Origin of the sequence: Phyllobacterium sp. NPDC097923 (assembly GCF_044760925.1) — a bacterium.
Classification (GTDB): Bacteria; Pseudomonadota; Alphaproteobacteria; order Rhizobiales; family Rhizobiaceae; genus Phyllobacterium; species Phyllobacterium calauticae.
In genome coordinates, this window is sequence record NZ_JBIWBL010000001.1 from 2,403,597 (window position 1) to 2,425,797 (window position 22,201).

General features: G+C 60.0%; 15 protein-coding genes. 6 read left to right on the forward strand and 9 right to left on the reverse strand.

Annotation, left to right across the window (positions count from 1 at the left end; genetic code table 11):
* Positions 1-132 precede the first annotated feature (132 nt).
* Positions 133-1,440, reverse strand: coding sequence for an O-acetylhomoserine aminocarboxypropyltransferase/cysteine synthase family protein (locus ACIQWS_RS12095; RefSeq protein ID WP_403177129.1), 1,308 nt, complete (start codon positions 1,438-1,440; stop codon positions 133-135).
* Between the two features lie 211 nt (positions 1,441-1,651).
* A complete protein-coding gene (locus tag ACIQWS_RS12100) occupies positions 1,652-2,749 on the reverse strand; it encodes an NADH:flavin oxidoreductase/NADH oxidase (RefSeq protein ID WP_403177136.1) in 1,098 nt (365 codons plus the stop codon).
* A gap of 110 nt (positions 2,750-2,859) precedes the next feature.
* Between ACIQWS_RS12100 and ACIQWS_RS12105 the strand changes: the two genes are divergently transcribed.
* Together ACIQWS_RS12105 and ACIQWS_RS12110 are read left to right on the forward strand one after the other, a co-directional pair.
* Positions 2,860-3,162, forward strand: a complete 303-nt coding sequence (locus ACIQWS_RS12105) for a helix-turn-helix transcriptional regulator (RefSeq protein ID WP_223612679.1) — start codon at positions 2,860-2,862, stop codon at positions 3,160-3,162.
* Between the two features lie 345 nt (positions 3,163-3,507).
* The gene (locus ACIQWS_RS12110; RefSeq protein WP_403177143.1) at positions 3,508-5,850 is read left to right on the forward strand and encodes a putative bifunctional diguanylate cyclase/phosphodiesterase; all 2,343 of its coding nucleotides are present in this window, start codon (positions 3,508-3,510) and stop codon (positions 5,848-5,850) included.
* A 43-nt stretch (positions 5,851-5,893) separates the two neighbouring features.
* Here ACIQWS_RS12110 and ACIQWS_RS12115 read toward each other — a convergent pair whose 3' ends face one another.
* From ACIQWS_RS12115 to ACIQWS_RS12135, 5 genes are all read right to left on the reverse strand, one after another.
* Positions 5,894-7,690, reverse strand: coding sequence for an acyl-CoA thioesterase (locus ACIQWS_RS12115; protein WP_403177145.1), 1,797 nt, complete (start codon positions 7,688-7,690; stop codon positions 5,894-5,896).
* A 292-nt stretch (positions 7,691-7,982) separates the two neighbouring features.
* Entirely contained in the window at positions 7,983-8,783 is an 801-nt protein-coding gene (locus ACIQWS_RS12120; RefSeq protein ID WP_346307083.1) for an inositol monophosphatase family protein, read from the reverse strand.
* A gap of 23 nt (positions 8,784-8,806) precedes the next feature.
* Complete coding sequence (locus ACIQWS_RS12125; RefSeq protein WP_403177153.1) at positions 8,807-9,868, reverse strand: ABC transporter ATP-binding protein; 1,062 nt, start codon at positions 9,866-9,868, stop codon at positions 8,807-8,809.
* Positions 9,865-12,093 (reverse strand): ABC transporter permease, encoded by a 2,229-nt coding sequence (locus ACIQWS_RS12130; protein ID WP_403177156.1) that lies wholly within the window; start codon positions 12,091-12,093, stop codon positions 9,865-9,867. Before ACIQWS_RS12130 ends, ACIQWS_RS12125 begins: the two co-directional genes overlap by 4 nt.
* A gap of 86 nt (positions 12,094-12,179) precedes the next feature.
* A complete protein-coding gene (locus ACIQWS_RS12135; RefSeq protein ID WP_403177159.1) occupies positions 12,180-13,208 on the reverse strand; it encodes an ABC transporter substrate-binding protein in 1,029 nt (342 codons plus the stop codon).
* Positions 13,209-13,409: 201 nt separating this feature from the next.
* On the opposite strand from ACIQWS_RS12135, the gene ACIQWS_RS12140 reads away from it, so the two are divergent.
* Positions 13,410-14,423 carry a substrate-binding domain-containing protein gene (locus ACIQWS_RS12140; RefSeq protein WP_403177166.1) on the forward strand — a complete coding sequence of 338 codons (1,014 nt, stop codon included), beginning with the start codon at positions 13,410-13,412 and terminating at the stop codon, positions 14,421-14,423.
* A 7-nt stretch (positions 14,424-14,430) separates the two neighbouring features.
* Here ACIQWS_RS12140 and ACIQWS_RS12145 read toward each other — a convergent pair whose 3' ends face one another.
* A complete protein-coding gene (locus tag ACIQWS_RS12145) occupies positions 14,431-15,765 on the reverse strand; it encodes a diguanylate cyclase (RefSeq protein WP_403177172.1) in 1,335 nt (444 codons plus the stop codon).
* Positions 15,766-15,975: 210 nt separating this feature from the next.
* Complete coding sequence (locus ACIQWS_RS12150; protein WP_403177175.1) at positions 15,976-16,482, reverse strand: peptide deformylase; 507 nt, start codon at positions 16,480-16,482, stop codon at positions 15,976-15,978.
* Between the two features lie 170 nt (positions 16,483-16,652).
* On the opposite strand from ACIQWS_RS12150, the gene ACIQWS_RS12155 reads away from it, so the two are divergent.
* The 3 genes from ACIQWS_RS12155 to ACIQWS_RS12165 all read left to right on the forward strand — a co-directional run bounded on the left by ACIQWS_RS12155 (position 16,653) and on the right by ACIQWS_RS12165 (position 22,195).
* Entirely contained in the window at positions 16,653-18,830 is a 2,178-nt protein-coding gene (locus tag ACIQWS_RS12155) for an ATP-binding protein (RefSeq protein ID WP_403177180.1), read from the forward strand.
* Between the two features lie 595 nt (positions 18,831-19,425).
* Positions 19,426-19,878 (forward strand): (2Fe-2S)-binding protein, encoded by a 453-nt coding sequence (locus ACIQWS_RS12160; protein WP_403177183.1) that lies wholly within the window; start codon positions 19,426-19,428, stop codon positions 19,876-19,878.
* A gap of 19 nt (positions 19,879-19,897) precedes the next feature.
* The gene (locus tag ACIQWS_RS12165) at positions 19,898-22,195 is read left to right on the forward strand and encodes a molybdopterin cofactor-binding domain-containing protein (RefSeq protein WP_403177188.1); all 2,298 of its coding nucleotides are present in this window, start codon (positions 19,898-19,900) and stop codon (positions 22,193-22,195) included.
* The last annotated feature ends 6 nt before the right edge of the window (positions 22,196-22,201 follow it).

A 22,201-nucleotide genomic window follows, 5' to 3' on the forward strand; every position in this document is an offset into this window, starting at 1 on the left:
AAAGAACCCGGACCGGCTGGCAGCTGGTGATCCGGGTTCGATTTACACTCTAGAAGCGAGGGGTGGGTGAAAGCCCGCCTCTCACTCCAGAACTTACAACATCCGTCCCACGATTCCAACCAACCAGAGGTTTCAAGCGGCGAGTGCAAGTTTCGATGCATTCAGGCCGCGCTCCAAATCGCCAAGAATATCATCGATATGCTCAATGCCGACCGAGAGCCGGATGTACCCTTCGGAAACGCCGCTCGCCCGCTGTTCTTCCGGCGAGAGCTGGGAATGCGTAGTCGTTGCTGGATGGATGGCGAGGCTGCGGACATCGCCGATGTTCGCCACGTGATAGAAGAGTTCGAGCGCTTCGATAAATTTGCGCCCTGCCTGCAGGCCACCCTTGAGCTCGAAGCCTACCAGACCACCAAAACTGCCCGAGAGATATTTCTCCGCCCGCTCGCGATCGAGACCGCTCTGCTGCGATGGATGGATGACCTTGGCGATCTCCGGCCGCTTGGCCAGGAACTCGGCAACCTTCTGCGCATTCTCGACGTGGCGTTGCAGACGTAGCGACAGCGTCTCGATGCCTTGGATGGTCTGGAACGCATTGAAGGGGGACAGCGCCGCGCCAAGGTCGCGCAGCAGCGTAACGCGCGCCTTGATGATATAGGCGACGGGTCCGATGGGTTTGACCGCCTCCGTCCAGACCGCACCGTGATAACTTGGGTCAGGTGTGTTCAGCGCTGGCTGCCGTTCCGGGAATTTCTCCCAGTCAAACTGCCCGCCATCGACGATGATGCCGCCGATGGAGGTACCGTGCCCGCCAAGATATTTTGTGGTGGAGTAGACGACAATAGCAGCACCGTGCTGCAGGGGCCGTGCGATCAAAGGCGCTGCTGTGTTATCCACGATCAGCGGAATGCCATATTCGCGCCCGATGGCGGCGACTTCGGCAATGGGAAACACGGTGAGTTTCGGATTGGGCAGTGTTTCCGCATAATAGGCACGGGTTCGCTCATCCGTAGCCCGGCGAAACGCTTCGGGATCCCGGGGATCGACAAAGCGCACCTCGATGCCCTGATCCTTCAGCGTATTGGCAAACAGGTTCCATGTGCCGCCATAGAGATCGGTGGAACTGACGATATTGTCACCAGCCCGCGCAAGGTTCTGCACGGCAAGCGCAGACGCCGCCTGCCCCGAAGAAACCACGAGCGCAGCAATACCGCCGTCAAGCGCGGCAACACGCTTCTCCAGGACATCGGTGGTCGGATTGCCGATACGCGTATAGATGTTGCCGAGTTCCTTCAACGCGAAGAGATTGGCCGCGTGCTCCGTGTCACGGAACTGGTACGAGGTTGTCTGGTAGATCGGCACGGCCACGGCGCCGGTTGCGGGATCCGCCCGCCAGCCGGCATGCAGGGCGATGGTCTCGGGGTGCAAATGGACTGCCATGGTTTTCGTCCTCGTGTTGGTGCGGAATGATCACCCGAAACACTAGGAGAAGTTGCAATGAGGGAATACGCAGGCCGTTGCTTATTTCAGCGCGTTCGCGAAATCCCATACTAAAAGCGGGGCGCAACGCCCCACTTTATGCCAATCGCGCACCTATGAAACCGGGTATGGAGAATTCCATTCCCGGCTCCATGCTATTTACCCGGAGGGCTCAAGCAGCCCGATAACGTTCCAGCCAATGGGCGTAGGGTGAAGGCAGAACCCAGGCCGGCTTCTCGACGCCCAGTTCCTTGGCGGCGCGGAACGGCCAGTGCGGATCAGTCAGCAGCGGACGTGCCAGCATGACGAGATCGACCTTTTCATCACGGATGAGACCGTCGGCTTCCTGCGGCGTGCTGATGTACCAGGATGTCGAGGCTGGCAGACCGGTTTCGCGGCGGACACGCTCCGCAACCGACCCAAGGAATGCCGGGCCCCACGGAATATTGGTCTTGCCCAGCGAGAAGCCCATGCTGACATCGATGAAGTCGAGGCCATTGGCCTTCAACTGTTTGACAAGTTCTATGGCTTCGCTGAGGGTTTTTTCGTCCTGCCCGTCATACTCGATGACACCGAGACGCGCTGTCAGCGGCAGGTTGTCCGGCCAAACGGCCCGCACGGCCTGCACCGTTTCGATGAGGAAGCGGCTGCGGTTCTCAAAACTGCCGCCATAGTCGTCGGCGCGCGTGTTGGAATGCTCGGACAGAAAACTCTGCGCGAGATAGCCATGGGCAAAATGCAGCTCGAGCCATTCGAAGCCGACGGAAAGTGCCCGCTTCGCGCTGTCGACGAATGCCTGCTTCACCCGCTCGATATCGGCCTTGGTCATTGCGTGCGGAACCTTCGACAGCCCGCCGCCGTAGGCAATGGCCGAAGGGGCAATCGTTTCCCAGCCGCGCGGATCGTCGTCCGCAATATGGTCATCGCCTTCCCACGGCCGGTTCGCGCTGGCCTTGCGCCCCGCATGGCCAATCTGGATACCGGGAACGGCGCCCGCATCCTTGATGGTCTGAACCGCCGGTGCGAATGCCTTCGCCTGTTCATCATTCCACAACCCCGCGCAACCCGGGGTAATCCGGCCTTCCGGCGACACGGCGGTTGCCTCGACAATCACCAGTCCGGAACCGCCACGCGCCAATCCGCCGAGATGAACGTGATGCCAGTCATTGATCACGCCGTCATTTGCCGAATACTGGCACATAGGGGAAACGGCGATTCGGTTGCGCAATGTCACATCCTTCAAGGTGAAGGGGTCGAAAAGAGAGGCCATATATTTACTCCAAGGTGGGGTGCTGCGGACATTCAGGTCCGCTGATATTTCCATAGTTCGATATTATTCGAACAATAGCAATACACAAAATTTTGTGCTAGGATACGTCCATGAGAGAATATCGCCATCCCCAGATCACCGAAGTGCAGCTCGAATCCGTGCTTTACGCGCTGAGCGACCCCATCCGCCTGTCGATTGTCCGGCAGTTGGCCCGCGAAGGTGAGGCAACCTGCGCCGCGCTTGAGAACGGACGCCCGAAATCCAGCGTGTCACATCATTTCCGCGTGCTGCGGGAAGCCGGGATCATCAAGACCCGCAACGACGGCACCTCGCGGATCAACGAATTGCGCGACAATGAACTGGCCGAGATTTTTCCAGGCCTGCTGCCGGCAATTCTCGCAGTCCGCGGCTAGGGTCCGGACCCTGGAACGACGCGGCAAGGCGGACCACTTGAATGATCCGCCACACAGCCGGTGAATGCGCCCGCCTTATACATGGAAGCGACTTTGATTTTTACTTGAATTTAACAATACAAGACATCATTATTCTCTTTTATATTTGAATATTCACATTCAATTCGCATTGCCAGCGGAGAAATTACAAAACTTCTTACAAATAATCTCATATTACTCAGGCATAAACCATACAACCATAAAGACATTGGTAACTATTATAAAAAATGGTAAGCAAATTAACCAATGCCGAACGTAATAAAAATAGCATAGGGAAATATGAACTCGCCTTTCTGAGGTCCGTGAGTGCAACTGTCGAATTTCCATACGCCTGACGCTATCCGTTCCATGTTCGGCATGCGGGGAACGATAAATCCTGCCGTCAAGCGGCGGGTCTACGCTGAACAGATGGATGTGGCGCTGCGACTGGCGTCCTTTACCGTCATCGTGGCCATGAGCGTCGTGTTCGTGGTGGCGTTTGTCTTCTGGGATCAGGGACATAGCCTGTATCTGGGCAGTCTGGCCACCATCGTCACCGTCATGACCGCCGCATCGCTGTTTGCCTGCTGGCAATGGTACAAGGTGCCAAAGGTCAAGGAGCTTGGCTTCGCCGGCATCAAATACCTGATCATCATATCCGCATGTTACGGCCTGTGCCTGGCAAGCATTCCACTCATGCTTTTTCTGGAAGCCGATGCCTACCACAGGCTGCTGATCGCCTGCACGGCGGCCGGTCTCATGGCGACCGGCATCGGCGTGGCCGTGGTTCCGCTGGCCGCCATTGCCTTTTCGGGCGCCATCATCACCGGCTCGTTCTTTGCCCTCGCCTCGACCGGCGAGGATTTCTTTCTTTTCATTGCGATCTTGCTGGCCATCTATGCGCTGTTCATCCTGTTCACCATCGTGCACATGAGCAACCTGATCGTCATGCGCACGCTCGACCAGATCAAGGTCGAGCAGCAGAAGGAGGTTATCAGCCTGCTTCTCTATGATTTCGAAGAGAATGCCAGCGACTGGATCTGGGAAACCGACGCCGACCTGAAACTCCAGCACACCTCGCCGCGCCTGGCACAGATCGCCGAGAAAACCACCAAGCAATTGCAGGGCATGCCCTTCGCGCAACTGTTCAAGGTCGACCAGTCACACGCTGAAGAGGCGGTGAAGGTGGGGTCGATCTGGCAGGCCATTGAAAACCGCACGACCTTCCGCAACCATATATTGCCGATCAATATAAAGGGCGAAACCCGCTGGTGGTCACTGACCGGCAAGGCCATCTTTGACAATGCCGGGCAGTTCTGCGGTTATCGCGGGGTTGGTTCCGACGTGACAGCGGCAAAGCAGTCGGAAGACAAGCTGTCCTATCTCGCCCGCTACGACGTGCTCACCGATCTGCCGAACAGAACCCTGTTCACCGATCAACTCGCCGAAGCAACCAAGGAACTGGAAACCGGCCTTGCCGGCTTTGCCGTGTTCTGCATCGACCTCGACGAATTCAAGACCGTCAATGACAGCTTCGGCCACGGCATCGGCGATCAGTTGCTGAAGCAGGTCGCGGAGCGTTTGCGCGGCACATCCCCTGCCCGCTACATCGTGGCGCGCCTGTCCGGCGACGAATTTGCGATCCTGGCCCCTGGCGCCGGCCAGCCCGAAGCGACGGCACTGGCGGAAGATCTCGTGCGCCGCATCTCACAACCATTCTGGATCGATGGCATCCAGATCAACATCCATATCAGCATCGGCATCGCGCTTGCCCCCATGGACAGCGTCAGCGATATCATGCGCTGCGCCGACCTTGCGCTGTACCGCACCAAGAACGAGGGCCGGAACAGCTATCGGTTCTACGAAGTCGAAATGGATGCGCGGATCGAGGCCAAGCGCGCCCTGGCGATGGATTTGCGCGGCGCTCTGGCACGGCAGGAGTTCATCCTGCATTTCCAACCGATCGTGTCGGCCATCACGCTCAAGACCGTCGGGTTTGAAACCCTCCTGCGCTGGAAGCATCCGGTGCACGGGTATATTTCTCCGGCCATCTTCATTCCGATTGCGGAAGAGACCGGCAATATCATCCCCCTCGGCGAATGGATCATCCAGGAGGCTTGCAAGACGGCGGTGTCCTGGCCCGACGACATCCATGTGGCGATCAATATTTCCGCGATCCAGTTCCGCCATTCGGATCTCGCCTCCATCGTTCGCGATGCGCTGACAACCAACAAGCTGAAGCCCAACCGCCTCGAACTCGAAATCACCGAATCCGTGTTCCTTGAAGCCAATGTCGCGGCGATTTCCCTGCTGCGGCAGTTCCGGGCAATGGGTGTAAGCATTGCGCTTGACGATTTTGGCACCGGCTATTCCAGCCTCAGCTATCTGCGCAAGATGCCTTTCGACAAGATCAAGATCGATCAGTCCTTTGTGCGCGACCTCCCGCACAACAGGGGAAGCCTTGCCATCATCCGTGCGGTGATGGGTCTTGGCGCGAGCATGGGCATGAAGATCACCGCGGAAGGCGTTGAAACCCGTGAACAGCTGGCCTGCCTGCAAAAGGAAGGCTGTGATCAGGTGCAGGGCTTCCTGTTCAGCCCGGCGGAGCCGTTTGACAAGACAGCCGACCTCATGTCGTTCGACCGCGACCGCTACGAAGTCGCCAGCTGAGGCGCGTTCTCAAACCCGATGAGAGATGAAGCAGCCCGGCGGCTCACGCCTGCCGCTTCGTCTTGTCCTGAACAGTTGGACGATAGCTGGGTGACAGCCGCGAATCTTTTGGCCAGTAGGCCAGGAAGCCCTTGATGACTTCGCCGGGAATATCGAGCGGATTGTACTGATCCCTGTCCACGAACATCAGGGACTGTTCGCCATGACCGAGCAGGCCTTGCGCTGCGCTGTGGATTTCGTGCTGCAGCGTGACGAATTTGCGGTTGTGCCGGGCGATCTTGATGCGAACGCTGATCTGCTCGAATTCCTTCGATTCCCGCCGGTAATCATGGGTGAAGGAACGTGTGAGGATGTAGAACCGCGTCGTCGCCAGATCGAAATCCGGCATGCAGACATTGAAGAACAATTCGCGCGCCTTGCCGACCCAGCGCACATAATTGGCGAAGTAGACGTTCCCGACCGAATTGGTATCGTCATAGGTCGGGGTGAGATGCATGACGAACCACTCGCCATCGAAACCATGCGACTGCGATATTTCCTCGCCGCCCGACGTGTTTGTCAGCGGGGCAGTGCTCATCATCCGAATGGGCTGGTCGACGATTTCAACCGGGATCGCCTTCGAGCGGGGTCCCACCAGTTCGATGATGACCGGCAAAGCGCCGATCAAGCCGATGAACGGCGACAGGAACAGGAAGCCGGGTACAGGCTGGATATAGCCGAGAACGAAAATCAGCGACGATCCGCAGCCGATCAGGAAGCTCAGCACCGGATCGAATTTCGGTTTCGCCCCCAAAGCCTCGCAAACCAGATTGGCGGACGCGCTGACGAACAGCGTGGCGAAAGGCATCATGAAATACATGAGCGAAAAGTTTGCCGGTACGGCGGCATAGGCAACCCAGGTCGCGCCGATCAGCAGCCACAGCGGCGACGAGGCAATGCCATCGGGAATAAGCGCCAGCAGCGGACTGTTGCTGCGCATGTTCTTGCCGCGCAGATACCAGTTCGTCGCGCAATAAAAACTGTCGACTGTCGATGTGAGCGCCGCAATCGTCCAGATCGCAAAGGCAATCGCCAGATAGGGCGCACCATTTTCCGCGGCCAGGACAACCGCTGCGGAAACCGACCCTTGCGCGCTCGGCAGGCCGTCAATGGAAATGATGCTGCCGATGGGACCGACCGTCGACGCGATGGAAGCATTGAGCAGGAGAAAACCGAAGAACAGCAGGGCACCGGCGCCATAGGCGATCCCGACCGACCCGCCCTCGCGCTTGATATAGACCGCCCGCTGCCAATGCTGGATATCGAGCCACGGGCCGAGCAGGAAGCCGATCACCGTCGGCATGACAAGGCCGTAAAAGCGTGCATCGAACTGCTGGAGCGGGACACCGGGATAGTCCGACGTCTGCCGCAGACCGGAAAGCAGCACGAGCCCTGCCGCAACGCCGATCACCGTATAGAGGATATGCAGCTTCTTGATCTGCTCCAGTGAAAGCGCATGGCCGATGGCGCAGGAAGCCAGAAGCAGGAAAGCAACGCCTATTGTCGCGCCCTCGCCCACAATCGGCTGCCACAAATAGGCAACGAAGCCGAAAACCGTCACCACCAGCGCCGCCATCTGGAACAGCAGAAAGACGCCGACATAGCGGTTTTCGATGTCCTTCATGATCTGGTCCGGCGTCCGCTTGCTGCGGCCGAGAATAAAGCCGAACAACCACAGACCGCCAACATTCGAGATCGCGAAACCGAAGAAACCAAGCCAGCCATAGGTCAGCGTGACGTGGATGGAATAGAAAAAACCCAGACCCCACAGCCAGGATAGGCCAATTGTAGGCGCCCACATAAGATTTCGCACGAACGTCATGTCTATCCAGCTTTACGAGAGTCGGTGATCGACAACACCAACTTTAATCCACGTTATTCGCTGTAATAAGTCAATGATCTGCTCTTAGCAGTTGCGGAAAGTTTCAAGATTTTTGCTTGCTTTCCCGTTGCGAATGCAAGCAGCCTTTATCGGGATTTTTACCCAGCGAAGCACGCGAAATACTGCGGGAACGAGGTCGTACACTCATAAAATCTGGTTGAAATGGTATCAGGACCGCCAGCGCTGATGCGCCGGCGGTACGCTGGCGGGATTAGAGGCCCGCGATCTTTCTCAGGTCGTCCACTGCGCCGGAACCGGCGGCAAGAACCGGCGCACCCCGGGTCAACGCCTCGCCCTTTGCCGGGAATGGATGGTGCCAGCCGCCGGCTTCCTTGACGAGGCAGTAACCGGCCATGCAGTCCCACGCATGCATGTAGGGCTCGTAATAACCGACAAGACGGCCAGCGGCGACATAGGCCAGCATGAGCGCGCCCGATCCGTTGCGGATGAAATTGCCGCCGGCTTCCAGCAGCTTTTCCACCAGGGAGGCAACGACTGCCGGGGTGACATGGTGATTGGCGCCGATACCCGTCACCGCATTGCGAATGGTCTTGCTCGGATCGATGGAGAGCGCCTTGCCGTTCAGGGTCGCGCCCATGCCGAGCGCCGACGCATAAAGCTCCTCATTGCACGGGACATAGATGACCCCGACGACGATCTCCTCGCCACGCAGCGCCGCAATGGAGATGCACCAGGTTGGCATACCATTTACGAATGGGCTGGTGCCGTCGATCGGATCGATCACCCAGGTGAATTCGGAGGTTCCCGCGCTGACGCCATATTCTTCGCCAAGCACCGCATCGCCGGGAAAGGCCGCCGCAATGCGGGCGCGGATCAGTTCTTCCACTTCCCGGTCGGCAATCGAGACCACATCCTGCGGATCGGCCTTGGTCTCGATGACCAGCCGCTCGCGCGCATTGAAATGCGCCAGCGCCACGGCGCCGGCTTCGATAGCCATTTTCTGGGCCAGGGCAAAACGGCCCTGCAACTCGGCTTCGGCATGCGATGTCATGATAGTCCTTTGAAAATGCAGTTTCAGTTGTTGATGATGGCGATGCCGCGATGGTGGAAACCGATGCTGACACTGGTTGCGGGAGGAAGATTGCGGTCTACGGCCGGATCGACCACGAAGAGCGTTCCGGACGCGGTTTCCACTTCATATTCGACGTGATCGCCGAGATAGGCGGCATGCCGGATGCTTCCGGCGAAGGCACCGTTCCCACCCGCTTCCAGCGTGATCGCATTGGGCCGCACGGCGAGCTTCGCCGGTCCCGGCCGGGCGTTGCGGCCCGGCACGGCGTGTTCCAGCGTGCCGACACGGATGATGGCATTGCCGCCGTCGCTGCGCAGCACTTCACACGGCACAACATTGGCCTCGCCGATGAAATCCGCAATGAAGGATGAAGCCGGTGCTTCGTAAAGCTCGCGCGGCGAGCCCTGCTGGGCGATGACGCCCTCCTGCATGACGATGATCTGGTCGGACACGGCGAGCGCTTCCTCCTGATCGTGCGTGACATAAACAGCAGTGAAGCCGAGCCGCTGCTGCAACTCACGGATTTCGGTGCGCACGCGGCGGCGCAGCCGCGCATCGAGATTGGACAGGGGTTCGTCCAACAGCAGCACCTGCGGCTCCAGAACCAGCGCCCGCGCGACGGCGACACGCTGCTGCTGGCCACCGGACAATTCCGCCGGAAGGCGCTGACCATAGCCGGAAAGGCCAACCTGCTTGAGCCCTTCCTCCGCCTTTTCCCGCGCATCGGATTTCTTCATGCCCGAGGATTCAAGGCCGTAGGCGACGTTTTCCGCAACCGACATATGTGGAAACAGCGCATAGGACTGGAACACCATCGAGACATCGCGCTCATTGGCGGGAAGCATGGTGACATCCTTGCCGCCGATCAGGATACGGCCGGCGGAGGGGTGCTCCAGCCCCGCCAGCATGCGCAGGGTCGTGGTCTTGCCGCAACCGGACGGGCCGAGCAGCGTGACCAGCGTGCCGGGCTCGATCGTCAGCGAGAGATCGTGAATGGCTGTGAAATTGCCGAACTGCTTTTTGACATTGGAGAAGACGACGGAGCCGGTGCGATGGGTGGTCATGATGCGGCCTTTTCTTGTGGAGCGGCGGAGGGAACGAAGGCTGTCGCAACGCGGTTTTCGCGGCGCAGTTTTCGTTCGCCCACCAGAAGCTGGAAACAGGTGATGATGACGATCATGACGACGATCAGCATCGAGGAGTAGGCCACCGCCACGCCGTACTCGCCGTTTTCGACGAGCCCGACAATATAGGAAGTCGCCATATTATATTCGGCACTTACAAGGAATATGACAGCGCTGATCGAGGTGATGGCGCGCACGAAGGAATAGACCAGCGCGGCCACGATGGCCGGGCGCAGCAGCGGCAGGATCACCTTGCGGATGGTGCGGAAACTCGTTGCCCGCAGCGTCAGCGAGGCTTCGTCGAGACTCTTGTCGAGCTGGCTCATCGCCGCCACGCCGCCGCGCACGCCCACGGGCATGTTGCGGAAGACGAAGCAGGCGATCAGGATCAGCGCCGTCCCGGTCATTTCAAGCGGCGGCAGGTTGAAGGCCATGATGTAGCTGATGCCGATGACCGTGCCGGGAATGGCAAAGCTCATCATCAGGGCAAACTCGAAGACATTGCGGCCGACAAAGCGCTGGCGCACGATCAGATAGGCCGTGAGCAGGCCGACGGCTGCAGTCAGCGGTGCTGAAATCAGCGCGATCTTGATTGTCGTCCAGAACGAGTTCCAGGCAACGCCGGTCCAGGCAATGGCGCCATTGCTGAAGCTGAAGGAGAATGCCCGCTGGTAATGTTCCAGCGTCAGCGTGTTGTCGAGACCCCAGGTGCGCACGAAACCGCCGAACAGGATCATGCCGTAGATGACGAGCGTGAACAGTATCCACGGAATGACGATCGCGTGGACACCGATCGACAGGGTGCGCGGCAGGGCGATATGCGCGCCGGAATCGCCCTTGCCGGTGACTGTGGCAAAGCTTTTGCCTGCCAGCCAGACGCGCTGGGCGAGAAACGCCGAGAGCGTAAAGAACAGCAGGATGATCGCAAGCACCGCTGCCCGCGACGGATCGTTCTGCGAACCGACGACGGCGAAGAAGATTTCCGTCGACAAAACGCCGTGGCTGCCGCCGAGCACCAGCGGATTGCCGAAATCCGCCATGCTTTCGATGAAGCCGATGAGAAACGCATTGGCGAGACCGGGTTTCATCAAAGGCAGGGAAACCCGCCAGAAGGTGCGCCAGCGGTCGGCGCGCAAAGTCTGCGATGCCTCTTCCATTGATGGGCTGACGCCCTCGACGACGCCGATCAGGACGAGGAACGAGATCGGCGTGAATGACAGGACCTGCGCGATCCATATGCCGGTCAGGCCGTAGAGCCAGCGGCCGGGCTCGATGCCGAAAAGCTCGGACAATTGCTGGGTGACGACACCAGCGCGGCCGAATAGCAGGATCAACGCCAGACCGATGACGAAGGGCGGCGTGATGATCGGCAGGATGGTCAGAAGACGCAAGCCTTTCTTGAACGGGAACCGGGTGCGGGTGGCGACCAGCGCAAAGCACAGGCCAAGGAGGGTGGAACCCGACGCGGCGAGAATGGCGAGGAACAGCGTGCGCCAGGCAATGCCGCAGCGGGTGCCGCCGACCACGCAATCGAGACTCCAGATCGACGGGTCCTGGATATTGCGCACGAACCCGGAAGGGTCGAACGAACCGTCAACGCTCTGGACCGAGCCGATCAGCATGCTGCCGACGGGATAGAACACGAAGATGGCAACGAGGAAGATGAGGAGCGCAATCGACGCGACGACAAAGGCGTCGCCGCGCAGCACACCGCGTTCGGCCAACCCGAAGGAAAACATCAGGACGAAGGACAGCGCAACCAGACCGGCCCCCGCCCCCATGGACGGCTGCCCGTCGGCGAGCGGCCCGAACAGGCTTTCGCTGATCGCCCAGCTCCAGCCGGTGAAACCGATGGCAAGCCCCTGCAGAACCAGAAAGACAATGCCGGCAGCGCCTGCCCCGATGAGCAGATTGGCCCGCAGCGGCGACACCTTGAACACCCGGGCAGCCAGTCCCAGCGCGAACAACAGCGCGATGATGGCCAGCGACCAGCGGCCATGGCTGGCGATCTGCACAAGGCCGGGCGCTTCCACCGCACCGGACGGGAATTTGCCCAGCCAGCCAAGGCCGTAGAATCCGCTTTCGATCCTGTACCACGGCACAAGGGCAAACCCGGCAAGGCCTATACCGAGAGCAATGTTCAATCTCCGGTCGCTACGTTCCATTGTGCTACCCAATACTGTCTTCGATGATGGAAATGGCTGGCGTGCCCGAATAGAAATACCGGGCACGCGAAACTGCGGAACTCAGATCAATTGGCGCTTGCGCCGATTTCCTTGTCCCAGCGGTCAAGCAGTTCCTTGCGCTTGGCCGGATCGCCATAGGTCTTGAAGTCATAATCGATGAGCTTGATGTCTTCGAACTTCGGCGCTTCCGGCGGAACGACCGCCGCCTTGTTCGATGGCAGCTGGAAGGACTTTGCTTCCTTCATGTGCGACTGCACCTCGGCAGACAGCGCCCAGTCATACCATTTCTTCGCCGCATCGAGATTGCGCGCGCCCTTGACGATCGACATGGAGCCGATCTCGTAGCCCGTGCCTTCGCATGGCGCGACGGTTTTCACCGGAAAGCCTTCAACGGTCTGGGCCACCGAGTCATGCATGAAGACGATACCGAGCGCCGTCTCACCGCGCGCCGCGGCCTTCACCGGAGCGGAACCGGATTTCGTATATTGCGAGACATTGGCATTGAGCTTCTTCAGATAGTCATAGGCCTTGTCCTCGCCCATGATCTGCACCAGCGATGCGAGCGCCGTATAGGCTGTTCCCGACGAGTTCGGATTGGCCATCTGGATTTCGCCCTTGTAGGACGGATCGAGCAGATCGGCCCAGCACTTGGCTTCCTTCATGCCCTTTTTCTTGACGATATCGGTGTTGTAGCCCCATCCCAGCGCCCCGGCATAGACGCCGACGGTCTTGTAGCCGGAACTTTCCGCCTGCTTCTTGGCCCAGTCCTGCAACTGGTCCAGCAGCGGCGATTTGTATTCCTGTGTCAGGCCCTCGGATGCCGCCTGCAGATGCGGATCGCCCGTGCCCGCCCACCAGATATCGGTCTTGGGGTTGCGCGCCTCGGCGCGGATTTTTGCATAGGTTTCGCCCGACGACAGGCGCACCATATTGACCTGAATGCCCGTATCCTTCTCAAACATGCCCTTCATCAGCTCGCAGATGACGACATCGGCCGAGCAGATCAGATTGAGATTGTCCGCCGCACGCGCCTCCATCGGCATCATCTGGATACCGGCAGCAAAAGCAGCAGCAATGGCAAAGACTGAACGCATGAATTTCTCCTCCCTGAAAAAACGGCACCTCCATGCCGCTGCTTGTTTTGCAAGCGTGTGCAAAAGTTTCACATGCGAACAGTTCATGTCAAGCCGGCTTATTGATTTTGTCCGATTAAATTTGAATATGCTTGCCTTGCGGAGAAGAGCAATCGTGTGCAATCTATGGAAAAACCGAATGTTGCCCGGGTGGAAATCTCGTTGAACAAGTCATTCATCAGCGCCGAAGACGTTGCAAAAAGAGCCGGTGTGTCGCGTTCGGCGGTTTCACGCACGTTCACTCCCGGCGCCAGCGTGTCCGACGAGACGCGCCGGCGCGTCATCGAAGCGGCGGATGCGCTCGGCTATCACGTCAACCAGCTTGCCCGCGGCCTGATGCGCAGCGAAAGCGGCATCGTCTGTCTCGTTGCCTCGGAAATGGACACGCCCTATCGCGCCCGGCTGGTGCGGGAACTGTCCCATGCGCTGCAGAAGGCCGGCAAGGTCTGCATGATCATCAACACCGACCGCTCTGACGGCAGCGTCGATGCCGCCCTGCGGCAGACGCTCAATTACCGGGCGGACGCGTCGATCCTGCTCTCCGGCCTCCCCGACAAGGCGATCACCAAACTCTGCCTCGACAGCGGGCAGCGCATTGTCCTGATCAACCGGGATGACGAGATCGAAGGGCCGTTCCGCATTAATCTCGATGACAGGCGCGCCGCGCGGGCGGCCGTCAATGCCTTCCTGCGTGCCGGCTGCCGCCGTCTGGCCTTTGCCAATTCGGCCGTCGGCACGCCAAGCCTGATGGCGCGCGAACATGGTTTCATTGCCGCCGCCGCCGAATTCGGGCTGGAGGTGACGGTGATCCGCCATGGCAACACGGTCTATGAGAGCGGGCAGCACATTGCCCGGATGCTGTTCACCGAGCCGACCCGGCCCGATGCGGTGTTCTGCGTCAACGATCTCATGGCATTCGGGCTGATGGACAGCGCACGCCATGATTTCGGCCTGCGCATTCCGGACGAGCTTTGCGTGACCGGTTTCGACGACATCCCCCAGGCCGACTGGTCGTCCTACGCGCTGACAACATTTGCCCAGCCGGTCGAGGACATCGTCAGAACCAGCGTGGAGTGGCTGACCAATGACGCCGACGAGTCCGGATTGGACAACCGTTCCGTCAGCCTGCACGCATCGATGGTCTGGCGCAAAACCATCCGCACGCCGGGCCGATAGAACCGGCCTAATCCGTGGAAAAACTGCCCCAGACACGCACCCTACCGCGTCCGGCGCGCTTTGCTTCGTAGAGAGCCCGGTCTGCCAGGTTCACCAATGCATCCGCGCCGTCCTGCGTGGCGGCGGGCAACTGTGCAAGCGCGCTGATGCCGATACTGACCGATGTCCGGCCAGCCGGAACATCCTCTTGATCCAGATGCAGGCCGGCGACGGCCTCCAGCAAGGTCGTGGCAATGTCCGCCGCCTCATCGATACTGGCGCCCGGCAGCAGCGCCGCAAACTCTTCCCCGCCGAAACGCGCGACAACGCCGGTGCCCTTGCCGATCACCTTGCTGAGGACACGCCCCACCTGCACGAGGCACCGGTCCCCGGCCAGATGGCCATAGACATCATTATAGGCCTTGAAGTAGTCGATATCGATCATCAGCAAGGCCAGCGGCTGCCCGTGATCACTCGCCCGCTCATATTCCCGCTTGAGCAGGCGGCTGAACTTGCGCCGGTTCGGCAGGCTGGTCAGATGATCGCTTTCCGACAGCTTTTTCAGTTTCCGGTTGGCTTCGAGCAGTTTCTGCTCCAGCTCCATCCGCAACCGCACCGTTGAGGACAACTCTTCTTCAATCTGTTTCTGACCGCTGATGTCGACGCTGGTCGCCAGCAGCCGCAGCGGCGATCCGTCGGGACCATATTCGACGATCTTGCCGCGGCTGAGTATCCACGCCTCGCCGCCATTGCCGCGCGGCACCCGGTAGACCGCTTCGAAATGCGGTTTTCGGCCGCTGACAACATCTTCGAATGCCTGGATCGTGCTGGCCTTGTCATCGGGATGCACGATGTCCCACGCCACGTTCTCCGCCGCCGGGCTGGCCGGGTCCAGCCCGAGCAGGGTCCGGTATTGCGGCGAACGCCAGACCCGGTTCGTCGCAATATTCATATCCCATATCCATTGCCCGGCGCTCTCGAGCGCATAGGTCGTGCGCTGCTCGATTTCGGCCAGTCGCTCGGAAATCTTGGTCATGGTGGTGATATTGGTGTAGGCCACCGAAATTCCCGCCACTTCCCCAAGATCATTGGTCACCGGAGCGGCGGAAATCATCAGTGTTTCAGCCCCCCGCTGCATCGTGTGATCGGGAATGGGCTTTTCCTTCAGGGCAGCGACCAGGCTGGCCCGCAACAAGGCGGCGTGGTCGGGCACCACATCCTCCACCGACCGGCCAACCGCATGATCGCTGCTGACGTCAAGCATCCGGGAAAGCTGATCGTTGACCGTGACAAAGATGCCGTCGCGATTGAGGTAGCAAAGCCCGACCGGGACCTTGTCATAGACGGCTTCAATCTGGAGCAAGCGGTCGCCACCACGCTCATTCTGGGTGTCGAACGGTGAGTTTCGCGACTTACTCGATGGCATTACGCAATCTTCGCTCCTCTGCAGTCACCCACCGCATTATGTCTACTTTGGCGACGGGAGAGCCGGAGCGTCAAGTTAAATACTGCAATCTAAGGTTAATTATCGTTCAGCTGTTCAACCTTGTTACAGGCCGATAAAGCAATAGGCTTAAGCGATCTGGATGCGCTGCTGCTTCTCGAACCGCTTGATCAACCGGTCGCGCTTGAGCCTCGACAGCCGGTACAGCCAGAAAATGCCGTCGAGCTGATCGATCTCGTGCTGCAGGCAAACCGCAAGCAGCCCGTCCGCTTCCTGCGTCTGCGCCGCGCCGGATATATCCTGATAGCGTATGCGGATGGCCGCCGGACGTTCAACCTCGTCATTCATGCCGGGCATCGACACGCTGCCCTCCATGTTCCTGACCAGCACATCCGATGACCATTCGATCAACGGATTGATGTAGGACCGCACGCCCTGACCATCCGCAAGCTCGATGACAACAACACGTTTGAGAACACCGATATGCGGCGCGGTTATGCCGATGCCCGGTGCATCGCGCATCGTGTCGAGAAGATCGGCAACGAGATGCTGCAAACCGTCATCGAATACGGTGACAATGTCTGCCCTCGCCCGCAGATCGGGATGGGGGAATTTCAAAATCCTGCGGATCGTCATATCGATACTCCAGCCGGGCCGCGTGGCAGATCAGCAACGCACCGGCTTCCTGTTGCCTCAAACCGGTGCCTGAATGCAAGCTTGCTTTACAAGCGGCACCCCGCCCGATAATCCACAGGAGAATACTGCGGTCTTCGTTATCCGACGGACTGACCCAACGAGGCTGATGCATGTCCTCCAGCGAAACCGAGATCAAGCAACAGGTTCTGCCCAAGGGCGCGCTGTATATGACGCTGCTGGCTTTGGCCACGACGATTGCCTCGTTCATCGTCATGATGGGCATCACCAGCATCTCGCCGACGAAAGAGATAACCCAGCTCATCATCGCGGCCAACACCGTTTCGATCCTGCTGCTGGTCTATCTGTCCTATGCCACGGTGCGCAAACTCTTCCTTTTCAAGAACAAGGAAAAGCACAATGACCTGCACACCAACATTGCCTTCATCTTTGCACTCATCGCATCGATTCCGTCGATCATCGTGGCCTGTTTTTCCCTGATCATCCTCGACAACCGGCTGAACTCATGGATCAACGTCGACAACAACAAGATCATCGACATGTCCATCAAGGCCGCGCAGTCCTATACCGAGGACAATGCGCAGAACCTTTTGACCACGACCCTGTCCATGGTCATCGAGCTCGACCAGCGGCGCATGCTTTTCAGCCTGGATCGCGGCGCCTTTTCCGACTGGCTAACCTATGATGCCGGGCGCAACAACCTTTTGGGCGCATCCCTCGTCGATTCGAGCGGCACGCCCGTCGTCAGCGCCAGCCTCATCAACGACCATACCTTGCCGCCGGTGCCCCTGTCGGCCCTGCGCGGCGCCGCCGGCGACCGGCCGGTGCTGATCCCGCCTGGCGCCACCAATCTCGTCGGCGCGGTGATCAAGACGCAGGCCCTGCCCGATCTCTATCTCTACACCGTGCGCACAATCGATCCCTCTGCCCTCAACAACATGCGGATCATGACCGACAACAACAGCGAGTACCAATCGCTGGCCAGCAACCGCAAGAACACGCAGATCGCCTATGCGCTGCTTTACATCGAACTGACGCTGCTGCTGCTGCTCACCGCCGTCTGGACCGGCATCGCGGTGGCCAACCGCGTTGTCCAGCCGATCCGCCTGCTGATCGGGGCGGCGGAAGAAGTGGCAACCGGCGATTTCGACGTCTCGGTCCCCGTGCGCGGCTCCGATGGCGACATCGGCTCGCTCTCCCTCACCTTCAACAACATGGTGCAGCAGCTGAAGACCCAGCACACCGACCTGATTTCCGCCAAGGAGCAGATCGACGAGCGCCGGCGCTTTACCGAAGCCGTGCTTTCGGGGGTGACCGCCGGGGTCATCAGCGTCAACACGGAAGGCGACATCGCCGTTATCAACCGGCCGGCGGAAACCATGCTGCTGGGTGATCACGTCTCCACCATCGGCAGCAACCTGACGGAGCTTCTGCCGGAGTTCGGCGAAGTGTTCACCACGGCGCGTGACAGCGGCCGCTCCTCGAGCCGCAAGCAGATCGCCATGACCCGCAACGGCGTCGCCCGCTCCTTCAACGTCCAGATCACCCGGGAAGATGCGGACACGCACAACACGTCCTACGTGGTGACCGTCGACGACATCACCGATCTGGTGGCCGCGCACCGCTCCTCCGCCTGGGCCGATGTGGCCCGGCGCATCGCCCACGAGATCAAGAATCCGCTGACCCCCATTCAGCTTTCCGCCGAACGGCTGCGCCGCCGCTATGGCAAGGTGATCACCGAAGACCGCGAGGTTTTCGACCAGTGCACCGAGACCATCATCCGGCAGGTCGGGGATATCGGCCGCATGGTGGACGAGTTTTCCGAATTCGCCCGCATGCCCAAGCCGCAACTGGCGGCGACTGACATCCGCGATGTGCTGCGTGATGCATCGTTCCTTGTCGAAATCAGCAACAGCCAGATCAAGTTTGCCCACGAATTCGCCGACGAACCGCTGATCGGCAATTTCGACAGCCGCCTTTTGGGGCAGGCATTCGGCAACATCATCAAGAACGCGTCGGAATCCATCGATGCGGTTCTGCTGTCGGGCGCCATCAGCGAAGGCCATATATTGGTGCGGGCCATGGCTGCCGGTCCTTCCATCGTTGCCGAGGTGCTGGACAACGGCAAGGGCCTGCCGGCTGAGAACCGCCACCAGCTGCTGGAACCCTACGTGACCACCCGCGAAAAGGGAACGGGACTTGGCCTGGCCATCGTCAAGAAGATTGTCGAGGATCACGGCGGGCAACTGGAAATGCACGACGCACCGGCCAGTTTCCATGCGGGGCGCGGTGCCCTTGTCCGAATGGTCTTTCCAAGAGTGGTCGTTTAACGAAAAGTTAACGCAATTTCACGGCTCCGATATCAAATGTGATGATTCTGTGGCGGACAACAAATTGAGCGGCACATCCAAAAGTGTTATTATCCGCTTGCTGTTATCCGGATGGCTGAACACCCGTTCCGCACGCTCCGGCAGCAGGACATGAATCACTCCGAGCAAAAACGATCGTTGGCCATCAGAGTCAGCGGCGGGTGTTCGTGATCCTTGAGAACGCGCCGGATTATCCGGCTACGCTCAACAGGAGGCAGGCGATGCGACACGTTAAGGAAAATGGCGATTTATCCAATTGGATGACGTGCTCGGTCATTTTGTTCGGTGCACTGATGGTGACTGCGGTTATCCTTGCAATCTGATCATCCGATAAATATCGCAGATCAATCTCCGGCGATACGCAAGCGAGCGTATCGCCTTTGATTGCTGTTTTGCCGGCGCACCCTTCCACCCCGTGACATCGCACGTGCGGCCGGTGCGATCACCTTCCCGTTACTACCTCTGGTAAGCACCGCTTTTCTGTGCGAACAATCGCATACGCTGCGTTGACTTTGACACCTGTCCCACGGGATGCGGATAACCGAGGAGCGGCCGAATGATAGCCCTGAATATAAACGGCGAAGAGCGCAATGTGGATGTGCCGGAGGATATGCCTCTGCTCTGGGTGCTGCGTGACGTGATTGGCCTGACCGGCACCAAGTTCGGCTGCGGCATTGCCCAGTGCGGCGCCTGCACGGTGCAGCTCGACGGGCGGCCGGTGCGCTCCTGCGTCCTGCCTGTCGCTTCCGTCGGTGCCCGGAAGGTCACGACGATCGAGGCCATCGGCACAACGCCCGCCGGCAAGAAGATTCAGGACGCCTGGCTTGATCTGGAGGTCATCCAGTGCGGCTACTGCCAGTCCGGGCAGATCATGTCTGCCTCGGCCCTGCTCGATCGCAATCCTGACCCCAGCGACCGGGATATCGATGCGGCCATGTCCGGCAATATCTGCCGGTGCGGCACCTATACCCGGATACGAGCGGCGATAAAACAGGCCGCGAAGGCCTGAGGAAATGGAGATAGCCAGCATGAGCAAGCCATCCTCCTCCCCCTCCCCGAAAACAGCCACCTCCCGCCGCGCCTTCCTGCAGGGCGGCGGACTGCTTCTGGGATTTGCATTGTTCGGCGTAGGCATCAAACCGGTGCTTGCGGCGAGCACCGCACAGCCGGTTGACGGCGATGTCACTGCCGCCTTTGCGCCCGACGCCTTCATCCGCATCGGTACTGACGGGCTGATCACCCTCATCCTTCCCAATATCGAAATGGGCCAGGGCACCCATACCGGCGAAGCGACGCTGATTGCCGAAGAACTGGAAGTCAGCCTCGATCAGGTGAAGGCCGTCGATGCGCCGCCGAACGACAAGCTCTACGCCACGGCAGCTTTGGGCGGACAGGCGACCGGCGGCTCCACCTCCATGCGCGCCACGTGGGAACCCCTGCGCAAGGCCGGCGCAACCGCGCGGATGATGCTGGTTGCCGCAGCCGCCGCGGAATGGTCCGTACCCGTGAGCGAATGCGTGGCCAGGCTTGGCGTGGTGACCCACCAGCCAACCGGACGCCAGCTTGCCTATGGCGCGCTTGCCGACGCGGCAGCCAGGCAACCCGTGCCGGCCGAGGTAAAACTGAAGGACCAGAAGGATTTCCAGCTGATCGGCAAGTCGAGCCGCAGGCTGGACACGCCGGGCAAGGTCAACGGCGCCGTGAAATACGGGATCGATATCCGCGTGCCTGACATGAAGGTGGCAACCGTCGCCGCCTGCCCTGTCCTCGGCGGCAAGCTCGGCGATGTCGACGACAAGGCCGCGCGGGCCATTCCCGGCGTGCGCGATGTCGTTCGGCTGGACAACGCCGTCGCCGTGATCGGCGATCATTTCTGGGCGGCAAAAAAGGGCCTGGAAGCCCTCGACATCACCTGGGTCGAAGGGGCGAACGCCAACCTTGCCAGTGCCAACATCATGGCGGCGCTGAAAGCCGCATCCGAGCGCAAGAAGCCGATCATGGCGCGCCAGGAAGGCGATGTGGACGGCAGGATGAAAGCCGCCGCCACGAAGGTCGAGGCAACCTACGAGCTGCCATTCCTTGCCCATGCCCCGATGGAGCCGATCAACTGTGTCGTGCATGTGCGGCCCGACGAGTGCGAAATCTGGGTCGGCACGCAGGTCCCGGCTATCGCGCAAGGGCTTGCTGCGAAAGTGACCGGCTTTCCCCTGGAGAAAGTCATCCTGCACAACCAGCTCATCGGCGGCGGCTTCGGCCGGCGTCTCGTGGCGGAATCCGTGGCGCAGGCTGTCGCCATCGCCAGGCAGGTGAGCTATCCCGTCAAGATCATCTGGACCCGCGAAGAAGACATCCAGCATGATCTTTACCGCCCCGCCTATTACGACCGCATAGCCGCGGGGCTCGGTGCCGACGGATTGCCGACCGTATGGGTCGACCATGTCGCCGGCGGCTCGGTGCTCGGAAACTACATCCCAAGCGGCTGGCCCGAGGACAAGCTCGACGATGACGCGGTCGAAGGCGCGGCCAAGCCGCCCTACGACCTGCCGGTCATCCAGGTCGACTGGGTGCGCGAGGACCCGCCCGTTCCCATCACCTGGTGGCGCGGGGTCGGCCCCACGCACAATGTCTTCGTGGTTGAAAGCTTCATGGATGAACTCGCCCATGCGGCGGGCAAGGACCCGGTGGAATACCGCCGCGCCCTGACCAAGAACCAGCCGCGTGCGGCGGGCGTGCTTGAACTTGTCGCCGAGAAATCCGGGTGGGGAACGCCGCTTGCCGCTGGCATGGGCCGGGGCATCTCCCTGCACGATGCCTTTGGCAGCTACATGGCCGCGGTGCTGGAAATCTCGGTTTCTCCGGCAGGCGAAATCACGCTGCACCGCGCCGTTGTGGCCGTCGATTGCGGCATCACCATCAACCCCAATACGGTGGAAGCACAGATCGAAGGCGGCCTGATCTTCGGTCTTTCCGCCGCGCTCTACAGCGGCATCACCTTCACCGATGGCCGCGTCGACCAGAGCAATTTCCACGACTACCGCATCCTGCGCAACAATGAAGCGCCGAAGATCGAAATCCACCACGTCAAGAGCAGCGAATCCCCGGGCGGTATCGGCGAGACCGCAACGGTTTCGGCAGCGCCCGCCCTCGCCAATGCCATCTTCGCGGCCACCGGCAAGCGCCTGCGCACGCTGCCCTTCAACCGCGACGCGTTGAAAACCGACGGCACCGACAAGAAAAGCGTGTCGATAATTCCTCCGCTCGCGGCGCCTCTGGCGGCTGCATTGGCGAGCGCAAAGCCGGCCGATACCGAACTCGAAAAGCTGTGAGACCCT

Excerpts from the sequence above, each read along its gene's own strand:
- ACIQWS_RS12095 (WP_403177129.1), bottom strand. The coding sequence starts at position 1,440 with ATGGCAGTCCATTTGCACCCCGAGACCATCGCCCTGCATGCCGGCTGG.
- ACIQWS_RS12100 (WP_403177136.1), bottom strand. The coding sequence starts at position 2,749 with ATGGCCTCTCTTTTCGACCCCTTCACCTTGAAGGATGTGACATTGCGC.
- ACIQWS_RS12105 (WP_223612679.1), top strand. The coding sequence starts at position 2,860 with ATGAGAGAATATCGCCATCCCCAGATCACCGAAGTGCAGCTCGAATCC.
- ACIQWS_RS12115 (WP_403177145.1), bottom strand. The coding sequence starts at position 7,690 with ATGTGGGCGCCTACAATTGGCCTATCCTGGCTGTGGGGTCTGGGTTTT.
- ACIQWS_RS12120 (WP_346307083.1), bottom strand. The coding sequence starts at position 8,783 with ATGACATCGCATGCCGAAGCCGAGTTGCAGGGCCGTTTTGCCCTGGCC.
- ACIQWS_RS12125 (WP_403177153.1), bottom strand. The coding sequence starts at position 9,868 with ATGACCACCCATCGCACCGGCTCCGTCGTCTTCTCCAATGTCAAAAAG.
- ACIQWS_RS12130 (WP_403177156.1), bottom strand. The coding sequence starts at position 12,093 with ATGGAACGTAGCGACCGGAGATTGAACATTGCTCTCGGTATAGGCCTT.
- ACIQWS_RS12135 (WP_403177159.1), bottom strand. The coding sequence starts at position 13,208 with ATGCGTTCAGTCTTTGCCATTGCTGCTGCTTTTGCTGCCGGTATCCAG.
- ACIQWS_RS12150 (WP_403177175.1), bottom strand. The coding sequence starts at position 16,482 with ATGACGATCCGCAGGATTTTGAAATTCCCCCATCCCGATCTGCGGGCG.
- ACIQWS_RS12155 (WP_403177180.1), top strand. The coding sequence starts at position 16,653 with ATGTCCTCCAGCGAAACCGAGATCAAGCAACAGGTTCTGCCCAAGGGC.
- ACIQWS_RS12160 (WP_403177183.1), top strand. The coding sequence starts at position 19,426 with ATGATAGCCCTGAATATAAACGGCGAAGAGCGCAATGTGGATGTGCCG.
- ACIQWS_RS12165 (WP_403177188.1), top strand. The coding sequence starts at position 19,898 with ATGAGCAAGCCATCCTCCTCCCCCTCCCCGAAAACAGCCACCTCCCGC.